Annotated in this window: 16 protein-coding genes and 1 pseudogene; 11 read left to right on the forward strand and 6 right to left on the reverse strand. The window is 40.5% G+C overall.

Annotated elements, in window-relative coordinates:
- Positions 1 to 206 precede the first annotated feature (206 nt).
- The 4 genes and pseudogenes from OA91_RS11610 to OA91_RS11620 all read left to right on the forward strand — a co-directional run bounded on the left by OA91_RS11610 (position 207) and on the right by OA91_RS11620 (position 3,093).
- Positions 207 to 1,184: pseudogene (locus tag OA91_RS11610) on the forward strand (transposase).
- Positions 1,185 to 1,421: 237 nt separating this feature from the next.
- A complete protein-coding gene (locus OA91_RS24300) occupies positions 1,422 to 1,586 on the forward strand; it encodes a hypothetical protein (protein WP_157203837.1) in 165 nt (54 codons plus the stop codon).
- Positions 1,587 to 1,680: 94 nt separating this feature from the next.
- Positions 1,681 to 2,376, forward strand: a complete 696-nt coding sequence (locus tag OA91_RS11615) for an SMI1/KNR4 family protein (RefSeq protein WP_063338598.1) — start codon at positions 1,681 to 1,683, stop codon at positions 2,374 to 2,376.
- A 21-nt stretch (positions 2,377 to 2,397) separates the two neighbouring features.
- The gene (locus tag OA91_RS11620; RefSeq protein WP_063338599.1) at positions 2,398 to 3,093 is read left to right on the forward strand and encodes a hypothetical protein; all 696 of its coding nucleotides are present in this window, start codon (positions 2,398 to 2,400) and stop codon (positions 3,091 to 3,093) included.
- Positions 3,094 to 3,240: 147 nt separating this feature from the next.
- Here the strand turns inward: OA91_RS11620 and OA91_RS11625 are convergent, their stop codons facing one another.
- Together OA91_RS11625 and OA91_RS11630 are read right to left on the reverse strand one after the other, a co-directional pair.
- Positions 3,241 to 3,921 carry an FMN-binding negative transcriptional regulator gene (locus OA91_RS11625; RefSeq protein ID WP_063338600.1) on the reverse strand — a complete coding sequence of 227 codons (681 nt, stop codon included), beginning with the start codon at positions 3,919 to 3,921 and terminating at the stop codon, positions 3,241 to 3,243.
- 65 nt (positions 3,922 to 3,986) lie between these two features.
- Positions 3,987 to 4,568, reverse strand: coding sequence for a GNAT family N-acetyltransferase (locus tag OA91_RS11630; RefSeq protein WP_082827916.1), 582 nt, complete (start codon positions 4,566 to 4,568; stop codon positions 3,987 to 3,989).
- Positions 4,569 to 4,671: 103 nt separating this feature from the next.
- Between OA91_RS11630 and OA91_RS11635 the strand changes: the two genes are divergently transcribed.
- Together OA91_RS11635 and OA91_RS11640 are read left to right on the forward strand one after the other, a co-directional pair.
- Positions 4,672 to 5,187, forward strand: coding sequence for a TIGR03546 family protein (locus tag OA91_RS11635; protein ID WP_082827917.1), 516 nt, complete (start codon positions 4,672 to 4,674; stop codon positions 5,185 to 5,187).
- Positions 5,180 to 7,024 (forward strand): TIGR03545 family protein, encoded by a 1,845-nt coding sequence (locus tag OA91_RS11640; RefSeq protein ID WP_063338601.1) that lies wholly within the window; start codon positions 5,180 to 5,182, stop codon positions 7,022 to 7,024. Before OA91_RS11635 ends, OA91_RS11640 begins: the two co-directional genes overlap by 8 nt.
- A gap of 128 nt (positions 7,025 to 7,152) precedes the next feature.
- On the opposite strand, the gene OA91_RS11645 is transcribed toward OA91_RS11640, so the two are convergent.
- Entirely contained in the window at positions 7,153 to 8,334 is a 1,182-nt protein-coding gene (locus tag OA91_RS11645) for a phytanoyl-CoA dioxygenase family protein (RefSeq protein ID WP_197477798.1), read from the reverse strand.
- 96 nt (positions 8,335 to 8,430) lie between these two features.
- Between OA91_RS11645 and OA91_RS11650 the strand changes: the two genes are divergently transcribed.
- The gene (locus OA91_RS11650) at positions 8,431 to 9,441 is read left to right on the forward strand and encodes a LacI family DNA-binding transcriptional regulator (RefSeq protein WP_063338602.1); all 1,011 of its coding nucleotides are present in this window, start codon (positions 8,431 to 8,433) and stop codon (positions 9,439 to 9,441) included.
- A gap of 82 nt (positions 9,442 to 9,523) precedes the next feature.
- Here the strand turns inward: OA91_RS11650 and OA91_RS11655 are convergent, their stop codons facing one another.
- Complete coding sequence (locus OA91_RS11655; protein ID WP_063338603.1) at positions 9,524 to 11,080, reverse strand: carboxypeptidase regulatory-like domain-containing protein; 1,557 nt, start codon at positions 11,078 to 11,080, stop codon at positions 9,524 to 9,526.
- A 448-nt stretch (positions 11,081 to 11,528) separates the two neighbouring features.
- On the opposite strand from OA91_RS11655, the gene OA91_RS11660 reads away from it, so the two are divergent.
- Positions 11,529 to 11,930 (forward strand): acyl-CoA thioesterase, encoded by a 402-nt coding sequence (locus OA91_RS11660; RefSeq protein WP_063338604.1) that lies wholly within the window; start codon positions 11,529 to 11,531, stop codon positions 11,928 to 11,930.
- A 384-nt stretch (positions 11,931 to 12,314) separates the two neighbouring features.
- Here OA91_RS11660 and OA91_RS11665 read toward each other — a convergent pair whose 3' ends face one another.
- On the reverse strand, positions 12,315 to 13,160 hold the full coding sequence (locus OA91_RS11665) for a pirin family protein (protein ID WP_063338605.1): 846 nt from the start codon (positions 13,158 to 13,160) through the stop codon (positions 12,315 to 12,317).
- A 159-nt stretch (positions 13,161 to 13,319) separates the two neighbouring features.
- Between OA91_RS11665 and OA91_RS11670 the strand changes: the two genes are divergently transcribed.
- Positions 13,320 to 14,231, forward strand: coding sequence for a LysR family transcriptional regulator (locus OA91_RS11670; protein ID WP_063338606.1), 912 nt, complete (start codon positions 13,320 to 13,322; stop codon positions 14,229 to 14,231).
- A gap of 154 nt (positions 14,232 to 14,385) precedes the next feature.
- Here the strand turns inward: OA91_RS11670 and ppsA are convergent, their stop codons facing one another.
- Positions 14,386 to 16,782 carry a phosphoenolpyruvate synthase gene (gene ppsA, locus OA91_RS11675; RefSeq protein WP_046016304.1) on the reverse strand — a complete coding sequence of 799 codons (2,397 nt, stop codon included), beginning with the start codon at positions 16,780 to 16,782 and terminating at the stop codon, positions 14,386 to 14,388.
- Between the two features lie 325 nt (positions 16,783 to 17,107).
- On the opposite strand from ppsA, the gene OA91_RS11680 reads away from it, so the two are divergent.
- Positions 17,108 to 17,911: a pyruvate, water dikinase regulatory protein gene (locus OA91_RS11680; RefSeq protein WP_063338607.1), complete on the forward strand. Its 804-nt coding sequence runs from the start codon at positions 17,108 to 17,110 to the stop codon at positions 17,909 to 17,911.
- 461 nt (positions 17,912 to 18,372) lie between these two features.
- A complete protein-coding gene (rnr, locus tag OA91_RS11685) occupies positions 18,373 to 21,006 on the forward strand; it encodes a ribonuclease R (protein WP_063338608.1) in 2,634 nt (877 codons plus the stop codon).
- The last annotated feature ends 42 nt before the right edge of the window (positions 21,007 to 21,048 follow it).

Consider the following 21,048-nt stretch of genomic DNA (forward strand, 5'->3'; position numbering starts at 1 on the left):
AAACATTCTTTGCTAAATCAATGGCAATCGTATTAATCTTATTCATGTGGACGCTCCTTAGTATTAACTGTTGTTAGCACATACAGTTTGGCGCATTATGACGCCGGTGCTACTTTGGAGCGTCCATCCCATCACTCAACTTAATTTGACTGTTATTTAATCATGATCTAGTTTTATTGAATTCACTCAAGGATGAGGAATCTAATATGCCTAAACCACGTAAATCCCTAATAAGTTTGCAAGACACCACTTATTACCACTGCGTCTCCCGTTGCGTCCGACGTGCCTTTCTTTGTGGTCAAGATGAGCGAACAGGTCAAAGTTATGAACACAGACGAGGCTGGATAGAAGATAAGATATTGTCTCTAGCTGCTGTCTTTGCGATAGATGTCTGTGCTTATGCCGTAATGAGCAATCACACACACCTCGTACTTCATGTGAATGAAGATGAGGCTCTAAATTGGGATGTGAAACAAGTACTTGAACGTTGGCATAGTCTGCATAAAGGTACTCAGTTCACTGAAAAGTTTTTAGAAAACAAAGCAATGGCTGAATTTGAGCTTGCATCTGTGTATGAGAGTTGTGAGAAGTACCGTGAGCGTCTTTGTGACATTAGTTGGTTTATGCGAGAGCTCAATGAGCCTATTGCAAGAATGGCAAACAACGAAGATAAATGCACCGGTAGATTCTGGGAAGGGCGGTTCAAGTCCCAGGCTTTGCTAGACGAGGCTGCTTTAGTTTCATGCATGGCTTAAGTCGACTTAAACCCAGTGCGAGCAAAAATGGAAGCAACACCAGAAACCTCAAAGCATACGAGTATTAAAGCTCGTATTGAAGTGGCCAAAGCAAATCAAACTCAACCCAAGACCCTATTCCCCTTTATTGGTTATGAGCGGGAAAATCAACCAGAAGGGCTACCGTTCAAACTTATAGATTACCTTGAGTTAGTTGATCTCACAGGTAGGATAATGCGAGAGGATAAAAGGGGTAACATCGATGTTTCTCTAGCGCCTATTCTTCAACGAATTAATCTCACATCAGAACAATGGTTAGAAGTAACAACCGGCTTTGAGAAACACTTTAAAGTGGCAGTTGGCTCAGAAGCTTATTTAGCTGAGTTTTGTGAACATACGCAGTTGCAGCGGCGATCGGGATTAGCGGCTTGTAAACGGCTTCTTTCTTAAGATTTAGCCTATTCCCAGAAGTTCGAGTTTATAAAATTTATCATATCGTTATCGCGAGAACCTCTGTCGTTTCAAATTCGAATTTTCTTCAATAATCACCATAAAGTTGTTTATTGATGCGGTGAAAGTCTGATTATCTTAATTATAAAGTATAAAAAATAGCGGAATTAATGCTAACCAGAAGATGCTGTATTTGATTTGTTTTAAAATGGCTGTCTCGATTAAAATGGAGAAAGTATGAATTTCATGAACACCTACATCATAGGTGAAACAGAAGTTAGAGGTTATAGCCCTGCTGAGTTGAGCAAATTTTTAACGATTTTTTCAAATGGCGCTGGAGGTTATTTATGTGCAGATTTCTCCAAAGAGGAGGTTAGTTATTTATTTATTATGGTGGCATGATGATGAGCCAAACCTAAATGTTAAGCTGTGGCCGATAGTAGATTCATGGACATTTAAAGGCTTAGATTATTAAGTTGATAGAAGGAAATTAAAAGTGGTTGATAATAGCGATGCGCTCACATATTTAAAAAGATTTCGCCCGTCTGCAAAAGTACTAGGGCTTTGTGATTTGAGTGATACAGAATTGAAGAGCTTACCAGATTCTTGGGTTGATATTCTTTCAAAAGATGGAGATAAACGCTTAGATCAAGCTTTAATCTATTGGAATAAATTTGAAAAAGAGTTCGCTCTCATGATTGAACTTTTAAAAGCCAATTTAGTTAGTATTCATCTTATTAACACTAAAAATGGTTTTTGTTTAATGTATGGGGTTCTAACATTTGTTGAAAATAAAGTTGATTTTTATGAAACAAGAAACCCTAAGAGAAAGATAAATAATGACTCAATTGCTGCTGAGTGGTCTCGACTTCCATTAGCATTCAGACAGTTTTATGAGTTTCATGATGGCTGGTACGATTTAGCATCAGGCTCAATGGGTCTATCTAATAGAGAAAGTATGAATTTCATGAACACCTACATCATAGGTGAAACAGAAGTTAGAGGTTATAGCCTTGCTGAGTTGAGCAAATTTTTAACGATTTTTTCAAATGGTGCTGGAGGTTATTTATGTGCAGATTTCTCCAAAGAGGAGGTTAGTTATTTATTATGGTGGCATGATGATGAGCCAAACCTAAATGTTAAGCTGTGGCCGATAGTAGATTCATGGACATTTAAAGGCTTAGATTATTAAGTTGATAGAAGGAAGTTAAAAGTGGTTGATAATATCGATGCGCTCACATATATAAAAAGGTTTCATTCATCTCCAAAAATATTAGAGCTTAGTGAACTTAGTAATATAGAAATGCAAAGTTTGCCTGATTCATGGATTGATATTCTTTCTAAGGGTGAAGATAAACGATTAGATCAAGCTTTAAAATATTGGGGGAAATTTGAATATGAGTTTCCTAAGCTTATTGAACGTTTAAGCACGGGCTTATTGAGTGTTAACTTGATTCATCATATGCATGGCTTTTGCTTAATGTATGGTATTTTAGACAATAGTAGAGGGCGAGTTTTTTATTATGAAGCTAGAAACCCAAAAGAAAAAGAGATAAAGCGCTCTATTCATGCTGAATGGTCTCGGCTTCCAATAGTATTTAGAGAGTTTTATGAATTTCATGATGGATGGTATTGCTTAGCATCAGATTCTATGGGGCCATCTCCATCAAAAAATATAGGTTACCTTACAGATGGTTTAATTAGTCCATCAGAAATTAGACAATGTGATCTATTAGATGAAAGTAGGTGTTTGAAACTATTTTCAAATGGTGCTGGAGCTAATTTGTGTGCCGATTTTTCTAAAAAAGATATTAGCTACTTGTTATGGGCTCATGATGACGATCCAATGTTAAATGTCGATCTATGGTTAATAATGGATCAGTGGACGTTTAATGGTTTAGATTATTAGGATTAACAATATTTTATCATGTCGCCTATCTATAACTTGATCAATTTCTAATAGTGATCTAGTTAAAATCTAGATCACTATTTAGAGCTGCTTTGGTGACAAAATTGAAGTGAGCTATGAATATTTTCTTTTTATGTGATTACGTTTCTAACTCCCACAACCTATATCCATCTTATTCATATATTGTGCTAAAGCTTGATCATCTAATTTCGGTGATTCTGAGAGCGCTTTGTAAACCCCTTCTTGGTCGGCTTTGGGTCGATGTTGTCCCAGTTTTAATTTACCTTCTAGTTTTGTTATTTCGATTTTAAAGCCGACAATGGCGCTAAGTAGTTTGTGTTTGAATTCGTCAGTGACGGGCTCTTTTATTCCTTCTTCATTTGTTTCGAGTAATGAAGGTTCGTAAGTTTTTAATGTGTCGTCGATAACGCTTAGAGTGTCATCATCATTTAATAAACTTACTTTGCCATAGGCATGGACAGCGGCGTAATTCCAAGTGGGAACAGCAGGGCTTTTAGCGTACCAGGTGGGTGAGATATAAGCATGAGGGCCTGAAAAAATAATCAGAACCTCTGTGCCTTCTAGGCTTTTCCAATGGGGGTTAGCTCTGGCCATATGGCTATATAAAACGCCTTCTTGCTCATTCAGTAGGAAGGGTAAGTGAGTGCCATTTAGGCTGTTTACTTCATGGTGTTGATGGCTTTTTATTTCGTTTTTATCGTCTGTTGTGTTATTCGTGTTCGATACCAAAACAGCAAAGCTAAACGCTTTCATAAAAGCGTGGATCTGTGCTGTGTCTTCCATGGTGAGGTTTTTCGGGGTGTACATAAAAGTCCTTTTCTTTATGTTCCTAGTTAAAAACTAGGTTTTTAGTTGAGGGTTTAGCTGAGGGTTTAGTTGTTTAATTTAAGCTGAAAAAAGAGGTTTTCAGGCACATCACTTTTACTTTGGTTAAAGCCTAATTTTTTGAGAAGGGCAATGGAGGCGAGATTGCTTTCATCAACACCTGCAATTAGTGTTTCTGCAAGGTTTCTTGTTTTAATATGTTCAATTAAATGGCTGACGAGTTCGCTTGCAAAGCCTTTTCCCCAAGACGCTTGCGCTAGTAGATAACCTAGGTGAGCATTCTTTTGCCCTTCATCTGTTTGCTCAAGGTAGATAAAACTAAAGCCGATAAGTTGCTGTAATTCAGTTTGATAAACTAAAAATAACAGACTCTCATCTAGCATGCGCTCTAACCAAGCTTGGGCACTTTCTCGTGAGTTGATGTCTGAAAAATATGGCGGTAATTGAGACACAACCTCTGGGGTGAGGATCTTGATAATGCTTTGATAAAGTTCTTTTTTATCAATCTGCTTTTTATTTAATAGCACTTTATCAAACTGTTTTTGACTAAGGCTGGCTTTGTCTGGTGAACTTAATAGGTTATTGGCCTCTAAGACAGTGAGTCTTGATGAACTAAATGTATATGTCATTGCAAAGCCTCAAGTTAAATTACGCTATTAAGTGGAGTATATATCTTTTGAAGACAATCCTCTTTATCATCTGTGCCGTTTAAAATTATCGGATATATTCTCCATGCTGGAAATGCTCGCCAACTTTTTGAAGTTGCTAAACAGTGATGCTTCACCAAGTCAGATTTCGTTAGGGTTTGCCTTCTCTCTTTTCTTAGGTTTAACGCCTCTTATGAGTATTCATAATCTCATACTAATTTTTATTGTATTAATGGTGAGAGTCAATTTAACGGCATTTTTTCTAGGCTTAGCGCTCTTTAGCTTAACGGCATTCGGGCTTAATTCTGTTTCGATTAGTTTGGGGGAGGCGCTTTTAACATCGTCCGAACTAAACGCATTTTGGACAGGGCTTTATCAAAGTGATTTCTGGCGACTTATGCAATTTAACCAAACCTTGGTGTTGGGTGGATTAAGTCTGTCTCTTGTTTTGTTTCTTCCTATTTTTATGGGCTCGCTGATTTTTATTAAGCTTTATCGTAAGCGTTTTATGGCTTGGATTAAGACGCTTAAAATTAGCCGTATGATAAAGGCAACTAAATTTTATCAAGTCTATGACAAGTTAGGAGGCCTAAATGACTAAGTGGATTCGTTGGTCTGGGCTGGCTGGCTTTAGTGCTATTTTACTTTTGATATTGGCGTTCTGGTATTTTGCAGCAGGCCCTTTAATTAAGCTCAGTATTGAAACATTCGGCTCGAAGGCCTTAGGCGCTAAATTGGATGTGGCTTCTGTTGATCTTGAGCTTAACCCTGTGAAGCTGGTGTTACACAAGGTTGAGGCAACAGATAAAAAGCACCCTATGAAAAACCTTGTTAGCTTTGAAAGGGCAGAGGCTGACCTTTTGTTTTTACCTTTATTAATGGGGAAAACCATTATTGAGAATGTATCGGTAGAAGGTGTCGCATTTGATACGGATAGGCAGACTTCGGGGGCATTAAGCCACTCAAATCAAGTTGCTACCACAGAACCAAGCTCAAGTGATGGTTCTCAGGCAGCTTCGACACAAGATAAAGATACGTCAAACAAAGTAAATGACTTGTCTGAAAGAGCGGTAGAAGCATTGCCAACAGCCGATGAATTATTAGCCCGTGAGCCTTTGCTAACCGTGACTCGAGGTGAAGCAATGCAGGCTTCGATTGAAGCCCATAAGCTTAAAATTGATCAAGCGAATCAAGCCTTACCAAGTAAGGCTGATCTTAAGAGTTATGAGGCTGAGATTAAGCAATTACTGTCTGGAAAGTTTAAATCGCTTGATGACTTTAAAGCACGTAAGAAGGCCTTTGATCAACTAAAGGCGAAATTTAAGGCTGATCAAGCGACAATAAAAGCCGCGAAACAAGCCTTGTCGGATGCGAATAAAGACATACGTCAGCAATGGCCTGAACTACAAAGTGCACCTGGGCAAGACATTCGTAATATTCAACGTAAATATACCTTGGATGCAGTCGGTGCCCAGAACCTTTCTGCTTTAATTTTAGGCGATAAGATAAATGGCTATCTCCAGCAAGGTCTTGGTTATTATGATACCTTGTCACCACTTCTCGCTTCAGACAAAAAAGAAGCAGATAAAGTGGCTGAGAAAGAAGGGCGTTTTGTGCCATTTGCCACAGATAGACCTTTGCCTGATTTTTGGATCAAGTCGCTCTCTTTTAGTCTCAAACTTGCCGGTGGTGATGTTCGGGTGCTTGTTCAGGATATTAGCCAGCAACCTGATGTAATTAATAAACCCATTAAGCTAAAAGCCAGTGGTAATGAGCTGACTCATATGGCGGCTTTTAATATAGATGGGGTGATGGATTATCGTCATCAAAAGGTGGATAACCAATTTGATTTAACGATTCATAAGTGGCAAATCCAGGATCTGGCATTAGGGTTAGAAGGTTTAGATCTAAAAGCGGCGAGTTTAGATATCACAGGTCAAGCTAAGCTTGATAAAACATCGATTTTAGCCGACGCTCAAGGGGACTTTAGCCAAGCCAGCTTTAGTTCAAGTGCGAGTAATGGTTTCGCCAAAGAGATGTCTTTAGCGCTTGCGACAATTGATACTTTTAATTTTAGTGGTGATGTTACAGGGAAACTTAAGTCACCCAGTATGGGTATTAAGAGTGACTTAGATAAGAAACTGAGCCGTGCTTTCAAGCAGAGGCTTAAGCAAAGACAAGCAAAAGTAGAGCAGGATCTTAAGCGTAAGTTGAATGATAAATTAGCCCTGTATGCGGGTGATTATAAAGATGAAGTAAAGCAGCTTGATTTCATGGAAACGGATTTAGATTCCTTGTCTGATAAGGTATCTGATTTAGCAAAACGCGAGCTCTCTAGCTATCAAGATCAGCTTAAGGATGAGGCGAAAACGAAAGCTAAAGCTGAACTTGATAAGCAAAAAGAAGATTTAAAGAAAAAGCTTAAAAGCTTATTTTAGTCAGTCGGTAATTTTGATTGAAAGTTTCTTTTGATCAAGCGCTTTGCTTGGCTGAAAAAAGAAAAGAGAAAAGAGAAAAGAAAAAGGTGGTTCCTTTAATAAGAACCACCTTTTCTGTTTTTAGGCGTTTATGTCTTTCTTCGGTTTTTATGTGAATTTAAGCGAGCTAGGTAATCTATAAAGTCTAAATTATCATTCAGCGCTTGTTCGGTCAGTTGCGCCAAGGTCATAGGTGCCATGCCAGCAATAGGGGCATCTTTATCTAGATTCGTTGGGAAGGCGTAACCATCGCAAACGGCATTTAAAAGGGCTGTTTTTTCACTCTCGGTCAAGCTTGATTGCCAGTGTTCTTTGAGTGTGGGGTAGAGGGCTTGGCTAATGGCATATTGATCGACTGTTTCCATAGGCTTTGCAAAGCAAGAGGATATTTGCAGTAAGTTGGCGACTCTAGATTGGTTCTTTGTATGATTGCTACCAGCAGCATGAAAGAGCGCGGGGCTAAAGAAAATCCCGTCGCCTTTATCTAATGGAAGTTGTACGGCTTTTTGTTCAAAGAAATCTTTAAATGCTTCATCGCGCCAAGCAAGGTAGCCTAATGGGTAATGTTGCGAGTAGGGCAGAACAAGTGTTGGACCTGTCTCAATTGGCATATCTGTATGGGCAATAGCGCCTTGGAGGGTGAGAAAGCTTGAGCTTGTTTGTAGATGTAAAGGGAAGCGGCTTACTTCTGCTTCTGTCTGAAAACCTAGGTGATAATCCCTATGAGGAGACTGAGCGACTCCTCCTGGGTGGACTGTGTTTACTTGGCTAGTAATCTGATAATGAGGGCCCAGCCAGCTCTCACTAACAAGCTGTAGAATTGGGTTTTTATAATAATGCATAAAGGTGTCGGCTTGTTTGAGTGCGCTTTTTTCAAAGGCATTCCAAATACGGCTATTGCTACCCGCTTTTGCAAAGTGATCTCCTCCTAGATTACTTTCCCTTTCTTCTATAAGTAGCTGGTCAAATACTTGATTCATTGCATCGAGATAGGCTAGGTTTGAATAGGCTTCTTTAATGACAACTACCCCAGGTCCATCTTTTAGTGCTTTCAAAAGTTCTGTTTTGCAGGCCAGTGATTGAGCATCATTCTCACAAAAAAGGCGAAGATGCTTTCCCTGATAAATAGGGATGTTCTTGACGACATCTGATGCTAATGGGTAGTGAGATGCCTGCGTTTGCTGTTCACAGGTCAGTTTAAAGTCATCAATGCTGATATCATTTTTGTTGTTAAAAGAGGTGTGTGTTTGGACTGACTTCATCTTGTGCATCTGGTTTGCTCCAGCATTTTTTTATTTTGATGAGAGAAATGCTAGCATGACAAGAAATCATCTGTACCTCTAAAAAACATCAAAAAGACATCAAAAATGCATGATAAGTTTTCGATTAAACAAATTGCAGCCCAAGCAGGTTTAAGTACAGCCACAGTGGACAGGGTGCTTAACGGCCGAAAAGGAGTGCGTTTTCAAACGAGATCAAGAGTGAATAAAGCGCTTGAGGAGTTAGAAGAGCAAGAAGGTTTACAGAATACATTTGGGCGGACCTTGTATATTGATATTATTATGCAAGCACCTAGGCGTTTTTCTGATGCGGTAAAACAGGCTATCTTGGCTAATCTAGCAACGCTACCTGGCTGTCGTATTCATCCAAGGTTTCATCTGTTTGAGTCTATTTCTCTGTCTGAGTTGAATACATGCTTACTTGGGTGTAAGGCAAGTGGATCAAATGGTGTGCTTTTAAAAGCACCAAATGAAAGCCTTATCAAGCAAGGTGTTGATCACTTATTTGACATAAATATACCTGTGGTGACCTTGGTGACAGATCTGCCTTATAGCAAACGACTTGCCTATATCGGGATAGATAATCGTGCTGCAGGTCGTACGGCAGCTTATATGCTGAGTAGGCTATTGAAGCAGCAACAAGCGAGCGTGGCTGTTGTATTGAGCCGTCAGGAATTTCGAGGAGAAGAAGAGCGAGAAATGGGTTTTCGAGGTTTGATTCGTGAGTCTTTTCCTTGGATTAAAATTGTTGAGATCCCGGGTGGGCAAGGTTTATATCAAGCAACCTATAACAAGCTGATATCCCAGCTCGAGCAAGATAGCGAGATGAATTGTGTTTACAGTGTCGGTGGTGGTAACCAAGCGATTTTAGATGCCTTTAATGCCTTATCTCGCCCAATTGACGTTTTTATTGGCCATGACCTTGACCAAGAAAATAGGGCTCTGTTGATGTCTCATCAATTGGATTTGATCATAGATCATGATTTAGAAGAGGATGTGAGTCGGGCTTTTAGTCACATACTCATGTTTCAAAAAGTAATCCCAAAAGTTAGCTTACCAGAAAGTAAAATCAATATAGTGACACCTTATAACCTATAGCTTTTATAAAAATAGTTTTGTATTTAGTCATATTTCTAAATAGAGTATGAACCAGTTTAATTGACTGGTTCATACTTGTTGTTTAGTTTTTCAGTGCCGCTTGAAAACTAATTGATTGAGTGCTGGTTAAGCCGTCGGAGCTAAAACTTTCTGGCACAAAGGTATAAATGTCACTGGTCGGGCGTATTTCCCCTTGCCAACCATTTGGCAAGTTAGTTCTAAATCGACCAGATCGAGTTGTGATAGGCCCATCTTCCCCTGATACTAAAAGATCGATGTTAACAGACCTTGGAATACCACTAATACCACCGATAATCATATGTTGTGGGATAACATCTAGTTGGATATCAGCAAGTGTTCTGTCTTCTAAAAGAGGAGACAGCTCGACAGTTTGGGATGCGGCTCCCGATGTGACTTCAAGGCTACCTTGCCAGCTGATGGCTTGTTGGGTTGTAAACGTCCCTGTTTCATCCGTTATTAGGTTATCAAGAAAACCAGAAATGCTTGCTCGATAAATAGGGAAGCCATTAGCGTCTAGGACTCTGCCTTCTACTGTTGCTTTGGGAACTTGTGGTCCAAATAAGGTTGGCGAAGAGCCGCCCGTTAATAAGTAATTATTGTTGATATCAATGAAGTAACCAAAGTTATCTGTTCTGTCTAATGCTGGTGTGATAACTCTTGTTGCTTGCCAGATATCACTTTCAGAAAGTTTGAATTGGAAAACCTGCTTCAAGCCATCATCACCAACGAGAAGGTTGGTATCGTTAAGTGCGAGATTGTGACCAAAATTATAGCCATTAATATTAACGGCTTCACCGCTTTGTTCATTGACTTCAAAAGCCGTGACGGCTTGTTTTAAAACCCAAGACGTTCCTTCTTTATTATAGAGGTGTACTTTACCTCCTCGTGCGCTTTGATCAGGGGTAGACCAGTCACGGTAGGCCGCGATGGCAAGTTGATCTCCTTGGGCGTCTAATGACCATCCAAACTGCTTACCACCAAGAGCGGCCGCATCAAAATGATCGATTGTTTGTATAAGTTCAAATCCCTCAGTGCCTTGCTTATAAATAAAGACTTTATCAATGGTTTTGGCACCCACAAAAAGATAACCATTTTGGTAATCAATAGAGCCTCCAAAATAGGCATCGTCTGCTAGGTTAGGTGTTACTCTCTCATTTTCTTCCCAGTAGCCATTCATATTTTTGTAGCTAATGACTTGGTTACTGAATGGAACACCAACAAGAGCAATACGATTATCGATATAAACAGACTCACCAAAGCCATATAGGTTAGGTTCATATAAATCAGAACCCAGTTCCCATTCTTGGGTATAGGTGTTTAAAGAAAAGATTTTTGCGCTTTGGTTGTGGGCATCAGCGATAATTGCATGGTTTTTATTGATACTGACTGTCTCACCACTCCAACCTGAGTTGTTTGCAGGAAGTTGCTGGGATTTAACCCAGTGGTTTCCTTCTATTGTGATGATTTGGTTACCAACTAATCCGTGTTTTTTATCTAGACTGACCGAACTGAAAGTAACATCAGATTTGACCGCTTCGGCATTGGATAAGTCATTGAGGTTACAGCCAGTCAGCATACTTAAACAAATTAAGCTCGCTCCAATTATTGAATATTTCACATCGAACTCCTTTCGAAAAAATTACAATTAATTTACTGAGGAGCTCAATTTATAAAAGAAAATAGCCAAAAACTACTGAGCCTAGTTCATGTTTTATCAAGGAAGGTATTGTCGAGTATCAGAAATAAAAGTATGGATAGGAAGTGATAGTTTGCTTCTTTCATCTCATTAATCAATTGAAAGTAGGTGTGAGGCTTTATGTTTATTAGTCAAATGGGAAATAAAGGTATTTATTTATTTCTGTGAATTTTTCGATTAACTCTAGTTTTATTATGTGATTTAGACTCATTCAATGACCTGATTTGAGTTACTGATTATTACAAATAAATGAGAATCAATTTCATCATTTTAATCTATAAATATCATTCATATCAGTGATGATTTTGTAAACTTGATCTTAAGCTAAGTTATTGGCATGCTTGGTTTTTAACACTATATTGGATCGGTTATGTTGGTAGAAAGGATAGTAACGCGCTTCTCAGATACAGATGGCTTAGGTCATATCAATAACACCATGTTGCCGGTTTGGTTTGAAGGGGCTAGAAACCCTATTTTTCAGATTTTTACACCAGATTTATCTTTAAAAAAGTGGCAATTAATTCTCGCTAAGTTCGATGTGGAGTTTCACGGGGAGCTTTTTTACGGTGAAGATATCGAGCTAAGAAGCGGTATTTCGCGTATTGGTTCAAGCTCTTTCGATGTGTATCAGGAAGCTTGGCAAGATGGGCGAAAGTGCGCATCAGGCACCGCTGTTCATGTTCATTTTGACCATGAAGAAAAAGCATCTAAGCCTTTGTCAGACGATTTGAAAGAAAAGCTGTTAAAACATCCTTTTAGTAAAGACGATTAAGGAACCTGCGATCAAGTCACCTCTTCTCAGTCTGCTCTTCTAAGGTATATGGGAAAAAGTATCACACAAGGCGTTACTTTGCGTTTACTAATAGAAAGCCAGTGTAGGTACCTTTCGAGAAGTGACAACACAGGGTGTTACTTTTTCTGAAGTGTCGTTTAGGTATTCTTCAAAGACCCGAAGGGCGTGGTCTAAAAGCCCTATCTCTATGTTGAGGACCTTATCAATAGAATAACTATTAAGTTGCGCTCCTCGTCATAAATCTAGCGGCCTTTATCCACACGCTGAGGCGGGAGGACTTATTCGCAGGTTCCTTAATTTAACAAGCACTGGTATTTTTACATCCAGTGCTTGTTTTTGGTGGCTTCTCATCCATTTTTGTTGTTAAAAGCGGTTTGCTTGAAAGTCTGCAAACGCCTGCATGACCTCTGCTTTGGTGTTCATCACAAATGGACCACCTCGGGCAACAGGTTCACCAATAGGTTGACCTGATACCAAGAGGAAGCGGCTATCTACTTCTGTATTGATGATTACTTTTTCTCCTAGGCTTAAGATAGCGAGCTTGCCTGCCTCTATTCTTGTGGCATCTTTGCCTATCGTGATTTGCCCTTCGATTGAATATATAAAGGTGTTATCCGTTTTTGCGAGTGTTTGTTCAAACTCATCTCCCGCTTTTAAGGACACATCTAAATAGCTTGGTTTAACGGCTTCATTAACCACTGGGCCTAGAGTGCCTTGGTCTGTTTGCCCAGAAATGACTCGAATTTGGGTGCCTGTTGCTCGTTTTTCTAGGGCAATTTTATCGACGGGGAATTCCTGATAAGCCGGCTCAGAAAATTTGTCTTTGGCCGGAAGATTGACCCAAAGCTGAAAGCCCATTAACAAACCATCTATTTGTTCTGGCATCTCAGAGTGCACTATGCCTTTGCCTGCTGTCATCCACTGGACGCCACCTGGCTCAATAAGGCCCTCATTGCCTGCGCTATCTTTATGTCGCATCTGGCCTGCTAATAAGTAGGTAACGGTTTCAAAGCCTCTGTGTGGGTGACTAGGAAAACCGCCAATATAGTCTTGCGCTTGGTCAGATTCAAATGCATCTAGCAGTAGAAACGGGTCCAACATATTTAGTGTTTGTGTGCCTATGATGCGAGTGAGTTTAACGCCGTCACCATCCATTGCTGCTTGTCCACTATGTATCTCTATTACTTCTTTGCTGTTTAAGCTTGTCATCTTGTCTCCTCGCCTCTAAATGTCTTGTGGAGGCCTAAGTTGAATGAATATGGAGTTAGCTTATTCCTACTTTAAATTTGAATAAACAAGCGTAAAATCAAATGATAGTTCTTTTGATGAGAACAATGTGAAACAAAAATTGGGATTAGGGTAGAGTGCATGGGCCAATTAGAAGATATGCAGCTTTTCATTCGAGTGGTTGATGCAGGAGGTATTGGGCGAGCCGCTGAGCAACTCGGGATTGCAAAGTCTGCGGTAAGTCGACGTCTGAGTGAGTTAGAAGCTAGGCTAGGGTGTCGCTTGATTCAGCGTACGACACGCACATCCAGTTTGACTGATATTGGCCAGCGTTACTATGCACAGGCGCAGAAGCTTATTGATCAGGTGGATGAAGTACACCTTGATATGGTGAATGAGTCGAAAGCTTTAAGTGGCAGCATTCGCTTAGCGGTTCCTCTTTCTTTCGGCTTATTGCATTTAAGTTCGGCGATTGACTTATTTATTAAGCAGCATCCAGGCATATCAGTTCAGCTAGACTTTTCTGATCGGCAGGTGGATCTTGTTGAAGAAGGGTTCGATTTGGCGTTGCGTATTGCGGATTTACAAGACTCTAGCATCCAAGCTCGCAAAATTTGCTCTTCTCATCATGTGCTGGTGGCAAGTCCAGATTATTTAGCGCAAAAGGGCGAACCTAAAAAACCAACAGACTTGAATCATTTTGATTATCTTAAGTATGGCTCGGGGAACCAGAGTCACTTTTCTTTATTTGATCAAAAAGGGCTTGCTCACAAGGTCAATCTTAATGCCAAAATGACAGCCAATAATGGGGACTTTTTACTGCAAATGGTAAGGGCGGGTCATGGGGTTACTTTCTTACCGAGCTTTTTAGCCTGGCAAGCATTGGCGACAGGGGATCTTGTTCAGATTTTAAAACCTTATACCTTACCTAGTTTAAATATCTATTTTGTTTATCCGCAGAATCGTTTTTTACCACAAAGGGTGCGGGCTTTGATGGACTTTGTCATTGCAAGGTTTGGTGATAATCCATATTGGGATCAAGCTTTAAATTAGCGGGGCGAGTTTGGCTTGTTGGATTTGGTTATTTAACTGCTAGCGTTCAGTATTCTATAAGCAAAAAAAAGCCCCGCAATGAGCATTGCAGGGCTAAAAACTAGAGAGTAACGCGATCTAAATAATGATTAGATCACTTTACTGGGGGCCGCGATTAAACGGCTTTCTGACTTAATGAAGCGCTTTCAATGACTTCATTAAGGTGCAGCCAAGTTTCGACAACGGTATCTGGGTTCAAGGACACACTTTCAATGCCTTGCGCCACTAACCAGTCAGCGAAATCTGGGTGATCTGATGGTCCTTGACCACAGATACCCACGTATTTACCTTTCTCGCGACATGCTTTGATTGCCATTTTAAGCAGAATCTTCACGGCGTCGTTTCTTTCATCAAACTTATCAGCAATCAGGCCTGAGTCACGGTCAAGACCAAGTGTTAACTGAGTTAAGTCGTTAGAACCGATTGAGAAACCGTCGAAGTATTCTAAGAACTGATCTGCTAATAGTGCGTTTGAAGGCAGTTCGCACATCATAATAAGCTTCAGACCATTCTCGCCACGTACTAGGCCTTGTTCAGCCAGTAGTTCGGTAACTAGGCGTGCTTCGTCTAAGTTACGTACAAATGGAATCATCAGTTGTACATTGGTGAAGCCCATTTCGTTGCGAACACGTTTCATTGCTTCACACTCAAGTGCAAAACAGTCGCGGAAAGAGTCGTCTATGTAGCGTGCTGCGCCACGGAAACCTAGCATTGGGTTTTCTTCATCAGGTTCGAACAAAGGGCCACCCACAAGGTTGTGGTACTCATTCGATTTAAAGTCAGATAAACGAACAATGACTGGCTTGTCAGCGAAAGAACAAGCAAGAGTGGCAACACCTTCGACTAATTTGTCGATGTAGAAATCAACTGGTGATGCGTAGCCAGCAATGCGCTCTGAAATTTCTTCTTTCAAGCTAGCGTCTAGGCTATCAAAGTTAAGAAGCGCTTTCGGGTGAATACCAATCATACGGTTGATGATGAATTCTAGACGGGCTAAGCCGATCCCTTCGTTTGGTAACATAGCAAAGTCGAATGCGCGGTTAGGGTTACCTACGTTCATCATGACTTTAACTGGAATTTCCGGCATTTCGCCAACTTCAGATGTGATTACATCAAAGTCGATGAGACCTTCGTAAACGACACCTAGGTCACCTTGTGCACAAGAAACAGTCACTTCTTGTCCATCTTTAAGTACGCTAGTCGCATCGTTACAACCAACTACGGCAGGAATACCAAGCTCACGGGCTATGATTGCTGCGTGACAAGTACGACCACCACGGTTAGTGACAATCGCAGAAGCACGTTTCATGATAGGTTCCCAATCTGGGTCTGTGATGTCAGTAACGAGTACATCACCTTCTTCGATACGGTCCATTTCAGTGATAGATGAAAGCACTTTCACTGTACCTGAGCCTATCTTGTGGCCGATTGCGCGGCCATCAGTGATGATTTCACCTTCATGTTTAAGGCGGAATCTTTCCATGCTTTGTGTATTTTCTTGGCTACGTACTGTCTCAGGACGTGCTTGTACTATGTAAAGTTTGCCATCGATACCGTCTTTAGCCCACTCAATGTCCATTGGACGTTGGTAATGCTTTTCGATGATGCAAGCTTGGCGAGCTAGGTCTTCAACTTCTTGATCGCTTAATGAGAATTCTCTTTGCTTATCAAGCGCAACAGGAACAATCTTAACGAATTCGTCATCGCTGTCGGCATCTGCGTATTCCATTTTTTGTGCTTTGCTACCTAATGCTTTACGTACAACACTTGGGCGGTTAGCAGCCAAGGTTTGCTTGTGTACGAAGAACTCATCTGGGTTAACGGTACCTTGTACAACCATTTCGCCTAGGCCGTAAGCTGAGGTGATGAAAACAACGTCATCAAAACCAGACTCAGTATCTAGTGTGAAAAGAACACCAGAAGCGCCTATGTCACTGCGTACCATTTTTTGGATACCCGCAGAGATAGCCACACCTTTGTGTTCAAAGCCTTGGTGGACACGGTATGAGATAGCACGGTCATTGTATAAAGAGGCAAAAACACGCTTGATAGAAAGCTTGATGTCTTCAAGGCCAATAACGTTTAGGTAAGTTTCTTGTTGGCCTGCAAAAGACGCGTCAGGTAAATCTTCAGCCGTCGCTGATGAACGTACAGCGAAAGATGCTTCTGCATTGTTTTGAGCAAGTACGGCGTAAGCGTCTTCGATTTCTTTGTTGAATTCGTCAGAGAAATCTTCTGTTTCTACCCACTCACGGATGACTTTACCTGCTTCTGCTAAGGCATGAACATCGTCAACGTCCAAAGTATCTAATAAATCATGGATACGTTTGTTAAGGCCACTTTGCTCTAAGAAAGTTTGATAAGCATAAGAAGTGGTTGCGAAGCCGTTTGGAACTTGAATGCCAAGTTCAGTTAGATTAGAAATCATTTCGCCTAGAGAGGCGTTTTTACCGCCCACAGTACCGACATCGTCAATACCTAAATCTTTAAACCACTTAATGAAATTGCTCACCTGTATCACTCCTACGTGCGATTTTGTATTCGTTATTTTTTATGTGTTCTTACGAACGGTTTCTCTCGTGCTTGCGTCTTGAGCTTTGATTTTCAAAGTGTGATTACATGCTTATCTGTATTCTTGTGCGCCATTTGCTGATTTGCATTTGGGCTTGCCACCTTTACTCATTGAGCTCATTGTATGTAGCGAATGGGTAATCAACAAAATTGAATATTCGATGTGGTTTTATTTCAAACGGAAAAAGCTATGTCGTTACATAACAACATAATTGCCAGTTTGACCTATAAAAATGTGACAATTTAACAACGACTTGGAGATAAATATGAAGGTGTATTTTGTATCTGATGGGACAGCAATTACCGCAGAAGTGTTTGGTTCTGCCATGCTGTCTTTTTTTGATGTGAAAATAGATACCAAAAGTGTGCCATTTCTTACCACGGTAGATAAGGCAATGGGTTTTTGTCAGCAATTGGAAGAAGACGCTAAATCTGGTGACGTGCCTTTAGTGTTTTACACCATCTCAGATCATATTATTCGAGACAAAATTCAGGCTTCTTGTGGTCATTGTTACAATCTATTTGGCGATCTACTTTCACCTATTGAAAAAGCGCTTGGTGTACCTGCTAGACCGACAGCTCAGAAAGCTCATGGTATTAAGGAAGGGGTCTACGATGGCCGTATAGATGCGATTAACTATGCTTTGGCTAATGATGACGGCTGCTCTGTGAAGAACTTAGAAGAAGCGCATATTATCTTACTTGGGGTGTCTCGTTCGGGTAAAACACCAACCAGTTTATACCTAGCGATGCAGTACGGAATTAAAGCGGCTAACTATCCCTTGAATGAAGATGATTTTGAGTCCAATGGTTTGCCTAAGGTATTGAAACCTCATAAGAAGCGTCTTTATGGTTTAACTATTGAAGCGAATCGACTGCATGAAATTAGAACTGGCCGTATGGCCCAGAGTAAATATGCATCGTTAAAACAATGTCGTTATGAGGTTGCTGAGGTTGAGGCAATTTACCGACAAGAACGTATTTTATACGTGGATTCAACGCATTTATCTGTGGAAGAAATTTCCACCAAAGTGATGCAAGATATGGAATTAGAGCGTCATAGAGCCTAACAAAACAAACACCAACCTATCTAATTTTTCGATATGTTGGTGTTTGTGACTGTTTTTTTCTGAATTTAATTATAAATATTTACTTTTTTAGCTCTTTTTTGCATTTTTCTTTTCATATCTTGGTTAATTTCACCCTTTTAAATCATGTTTTGTTGTGGAATTACCAATCCAACGAATAAATCGATTTATAAATACACTGCTTTTTTTAGATGAGACCCAAAAGTGTCATTAAGCATCTATAGAATATGAGGTTAGACCTTATAAAGAGATGGAATACGCTTCTATAAGGTAAAAAATTCTATCTGTGTTTGTCTCACTGCTCTATAATATGCGCGTTTACTATCGCTTAATCAGAAGCTAAAAGAATAGTAAATGCTGAACATCGGGTTGTTTGACAATGTGATGTGCAAGGCTCTTCTATCTAGATGCCATCAAATTGATCAAATCAAGGAATACCAACGTTGTCTAAAAAAACCAACAAAGAACAAAATATTATCGATCCTTTTAAAGCGCGTGAAGCGTCCAAATATGAAAATCCTGTCCCCAGTCGTGAATACATACTCGAATTCTTAGCGTCAGAAAATAAAGCTTTTTCTCATCCTGCTTTATGTGAAGCCTTTAACTTGACAGGTGAAGACGAAATTGAAGCATTACGTCGACGTTTGATTGCGATGGCTCGTGATCATCAAGCAAGTTGTATCAATAATGAATACTCTCCTTTAGCTCAAGATGATTTTCACGAAGGTTATATTCAAGGTAATAAAGAAGGGCATGGCTTCTTATTACGTGAAGATGAAGACGATATCTTCATTTCTGCCCGCCAAATGCAATTGGTGATGGATGGCGATAAGGTGCGTGTACGCCCATCAGGTCGTACCGTACGTGGTCGTCTTGACGGTGTTATCGTTGAAGTATTAGAACATAAGCATGCTCGTTTAGTTGGCCGTTATTATAAAGAAAGCCAAGCTGAGTTTGTGACTCCAGAAAACCCACGATTGTCACAAGACATCTTGTTAGCGAAAGATACGGGTTTGCATCCTGAACATGGCCAGTATGTGGTAATCGAAATTACTGAGTATGCGGATAAGCGTAATGCTGCTAAAGGTGTTATCACGCAAATACTGGGTGACTTTATGGCACCTGGTCTTGAAATAGATGTGGCATTACACAGATATGAAGTACCGCATGAATGGCCAGATGCGGTTATCAAACAAGTTAAGAATATCGGCGCAGAAGTCGCAGAAGAAGATAAAGTTAACCGCGTTGATTTAAGAGAGCGAACTTTCGTCACAATTGATGGTGAAGATGCACGTGACTTTGATGATGCGGTTATGTGTGAGAAAACACCGGGTGGATGGAAGCTCTATGTGGCCATTGCCGATGTGTCCCACTATGTTAAAAAAGGCAGCGCATTAGATGCAGAAGCGATTGTTAGAGGTAACTCTGTTTACTTCCCAGGTCGTGTTATTCCTATGTTGCCAGAAGCGCTTTCAAACGGCCTTTGTTCTTTAAACCCTGATGTTGATCGTCTGGCAATGGTCGCGGAAATCTCTTTGACTTCTCGCGGTAAAATGCGCGGTTATAAATTCTATGAAGGTTTGATTCGTTCTCATGCCCGTTTAACCTATACCAAGGTTGCGCACATGATCGCTGAGCCTGTTGATGGCGAACGTGAACCTCAGGCCCAAGCATTAAGAGAAAGATATGCTGATATCGTTTCTCACATTGATGATCTGGCGGGACTTTATCAAGTACTGCGTCAAGCGCGTGATGAACGTGGTGCGCTTGAGTTTGATACCGTTGAAACTCGTATGGTATTCGATCAGTTTTCAAAAATTGATCAAATCGTGCCAGTAGAACGTAATGATGCCCATAAGTTAATTGAAGAATGTATGTTGTGTGCGAACGTAGCGACAGCTGAGTTCTTATTAAAGTCTGGCCTACCTGCTTTGTTCCGTATTCACGAAGGGCCAAAAGAAGAAAAACTAATTGCCTTACGTGATTATTTATCTGTTTTAGGTTTGTCTATTGGTGGTGGATTAAAACCAACACCAGATGATTACGCGGCTTTATCTGCGGATATACAAGGGCGCTCGGATGCCCGTAGTATTCAAACCATGATTCTACGCTCTATGAGCCAAGCCATTTACTCGCCAGATAATCTTGGCCATTTTGGTTTGAATTATGAAGCTTATACACACTTTACCTCGCCAATCCGTCGTTACCCTGATCTATTGGTACACAGAGCGATTCGCTATCTAATTCGTGGGGAAGGGCGTCCTAAGCTACGCCAAGCTGTTCGTGTTGCAGGTAGTGAAGAGCTAAAAGCGAAAAAGATCTATGGCTATGATGATGCTGACATGGATGGCTTTGGTGATTCATGTTCTATCACAGAACGTCGTGCTGATGAAGCAACCCGTGATGTTGAAGCTTGGCTAAAATGCCAATATGTAGAGCAACATTTAGGTGAAGAGTTTGATGGTGTGATCACGGCTGTGACACCTTTTGGCATCTTTGTTGAATTACAAAACCTCTTTGTTGATGGCTTAGTACATATTTCTGCTTTAGGTAATGACTATTTCCACCATGACCCTGAAATGCAGGTCATTGTTGGTGAGCGTACTGCTAAGGTTTTCCGCCTCGGCGATCGACTAAAAGTGACTGTGGCTCAGGTTAATCTTGAGCAGCGTAAAATTGACTTAGCGATAGTATCTGAGAAAAAGCCACCTCGCGCTGTAAAGCAAAAGCAATCTGATTTGTCAGAGCTTGAAATGCAGCTAGCTCAATTACCGCCAATGGAATTAGGTGCACCGAGCCGTCCAGCTAAATCTTCTGAAAAGCCGACTGATAAAGAATCTAAGCAAGAAGGTGATTCAACAGAAGGTGGCGCAGATAAAGCCAATAAGAAAAAGCGACATAAGAAAAAAAGCGTATCAAAAGGTAAGCGTATCCGTCAGAAGAAAACCGATACAGCTAACAAAGGCACCAAGCCTGCGAAAAAGCCTAAAAGTACAGCGGCGAAAAAAATAAGCGCGATTAAGAAAGCAAAAAAGAAAGGTAAAAAGAGCAATGCTAAGGCACGCTCACAAGACTAAAGCAGAGCTGTTATTTCTGCTTGATGCCTGCTGAAGCTTTTA

This window comes from Marinomonas sp. SBI8L, assembly GCF_001624705.1.
Taxonomy (GTDB): Bacteria; Pseudomonadota; Gammaproteobacteria; order Pseudomonadales; family Marinomonadaceae; genus Marinomonas.

Coding starts and splice junctions, on each gene's coding strand:
- OA91_RS24300 (WP_157203837.1), top strand. CDS start 1,422: ATGAATTTCATGAACACCTACATCATAGGTGAAACAGAAGTTAGAGGT.
- OA91_RS11625 (WP_063338600.1), bottom strand. CDS start 3,921: ATGTACACCCCGAAAAACCTCACCATGGAAGACACAGCACAGATCCAC.
- OA91_RS11630 (WP_082827916.1), bottom strand. CDS start 4,568: ATGACATATACATTTAGTTCATCAAGACTCACTGTCTTAGAGGCCAAT.
- OA91_RS11635 (WP_082827917.1), top strand. CDS start 4,672: ATGCTGGAAATGCTCGCCAACTTTTTGAAGTTGCTAAACAGTGATGCT.
- OA91_RS11640 (WP_063338601.1), top strand. CDS start 5,180: ATGACTAAGTGGATTCGTTGGTCTGGGCTGGCTGGCTTTAGTGCTATT.
- OA91_RS11645 (WP_197477798.1), bottom strand. CDS start 8,334: ATGCACAAGATGAAGTCAGTCCAAACACACACCTCTTTTAACAACAAA.
- OA91_RS11650 (WP_063338602.1), top strand. CDS start 8,431: ATGCATGATAAGTTTTCGATTAAACAAATTGCAGCCCAAGCAGGTTTA.
- OA91_RS11660 (WP_063338604.1), top strand. CDS start 11,529: ATGTTGGTAGAAAGGATAGTAACGCGCTTCTCAGATACAGATGGCTTA.
- OA91_RS11665 (WP_063338605.1), bottom strand. CDS start 13,160: ATGACAAGCTTAAACAGCAAAGAAGTAATAGAGATACATAGTGGACAA.
- OA91_RS11670 (WP_063338606.1), top strand. CDS start 13,320: ATGGGCCAATTAGAAGATATGCAGCTTTTCATTCGAGTGGTTGATGCA.
- OA91_RS11680 (WP_063338607.1), top strand. CDS start 17,108: ATGAAGGTGTATTTTGTATCTGATGGGACAGCAATTACCGCAGAAGTG.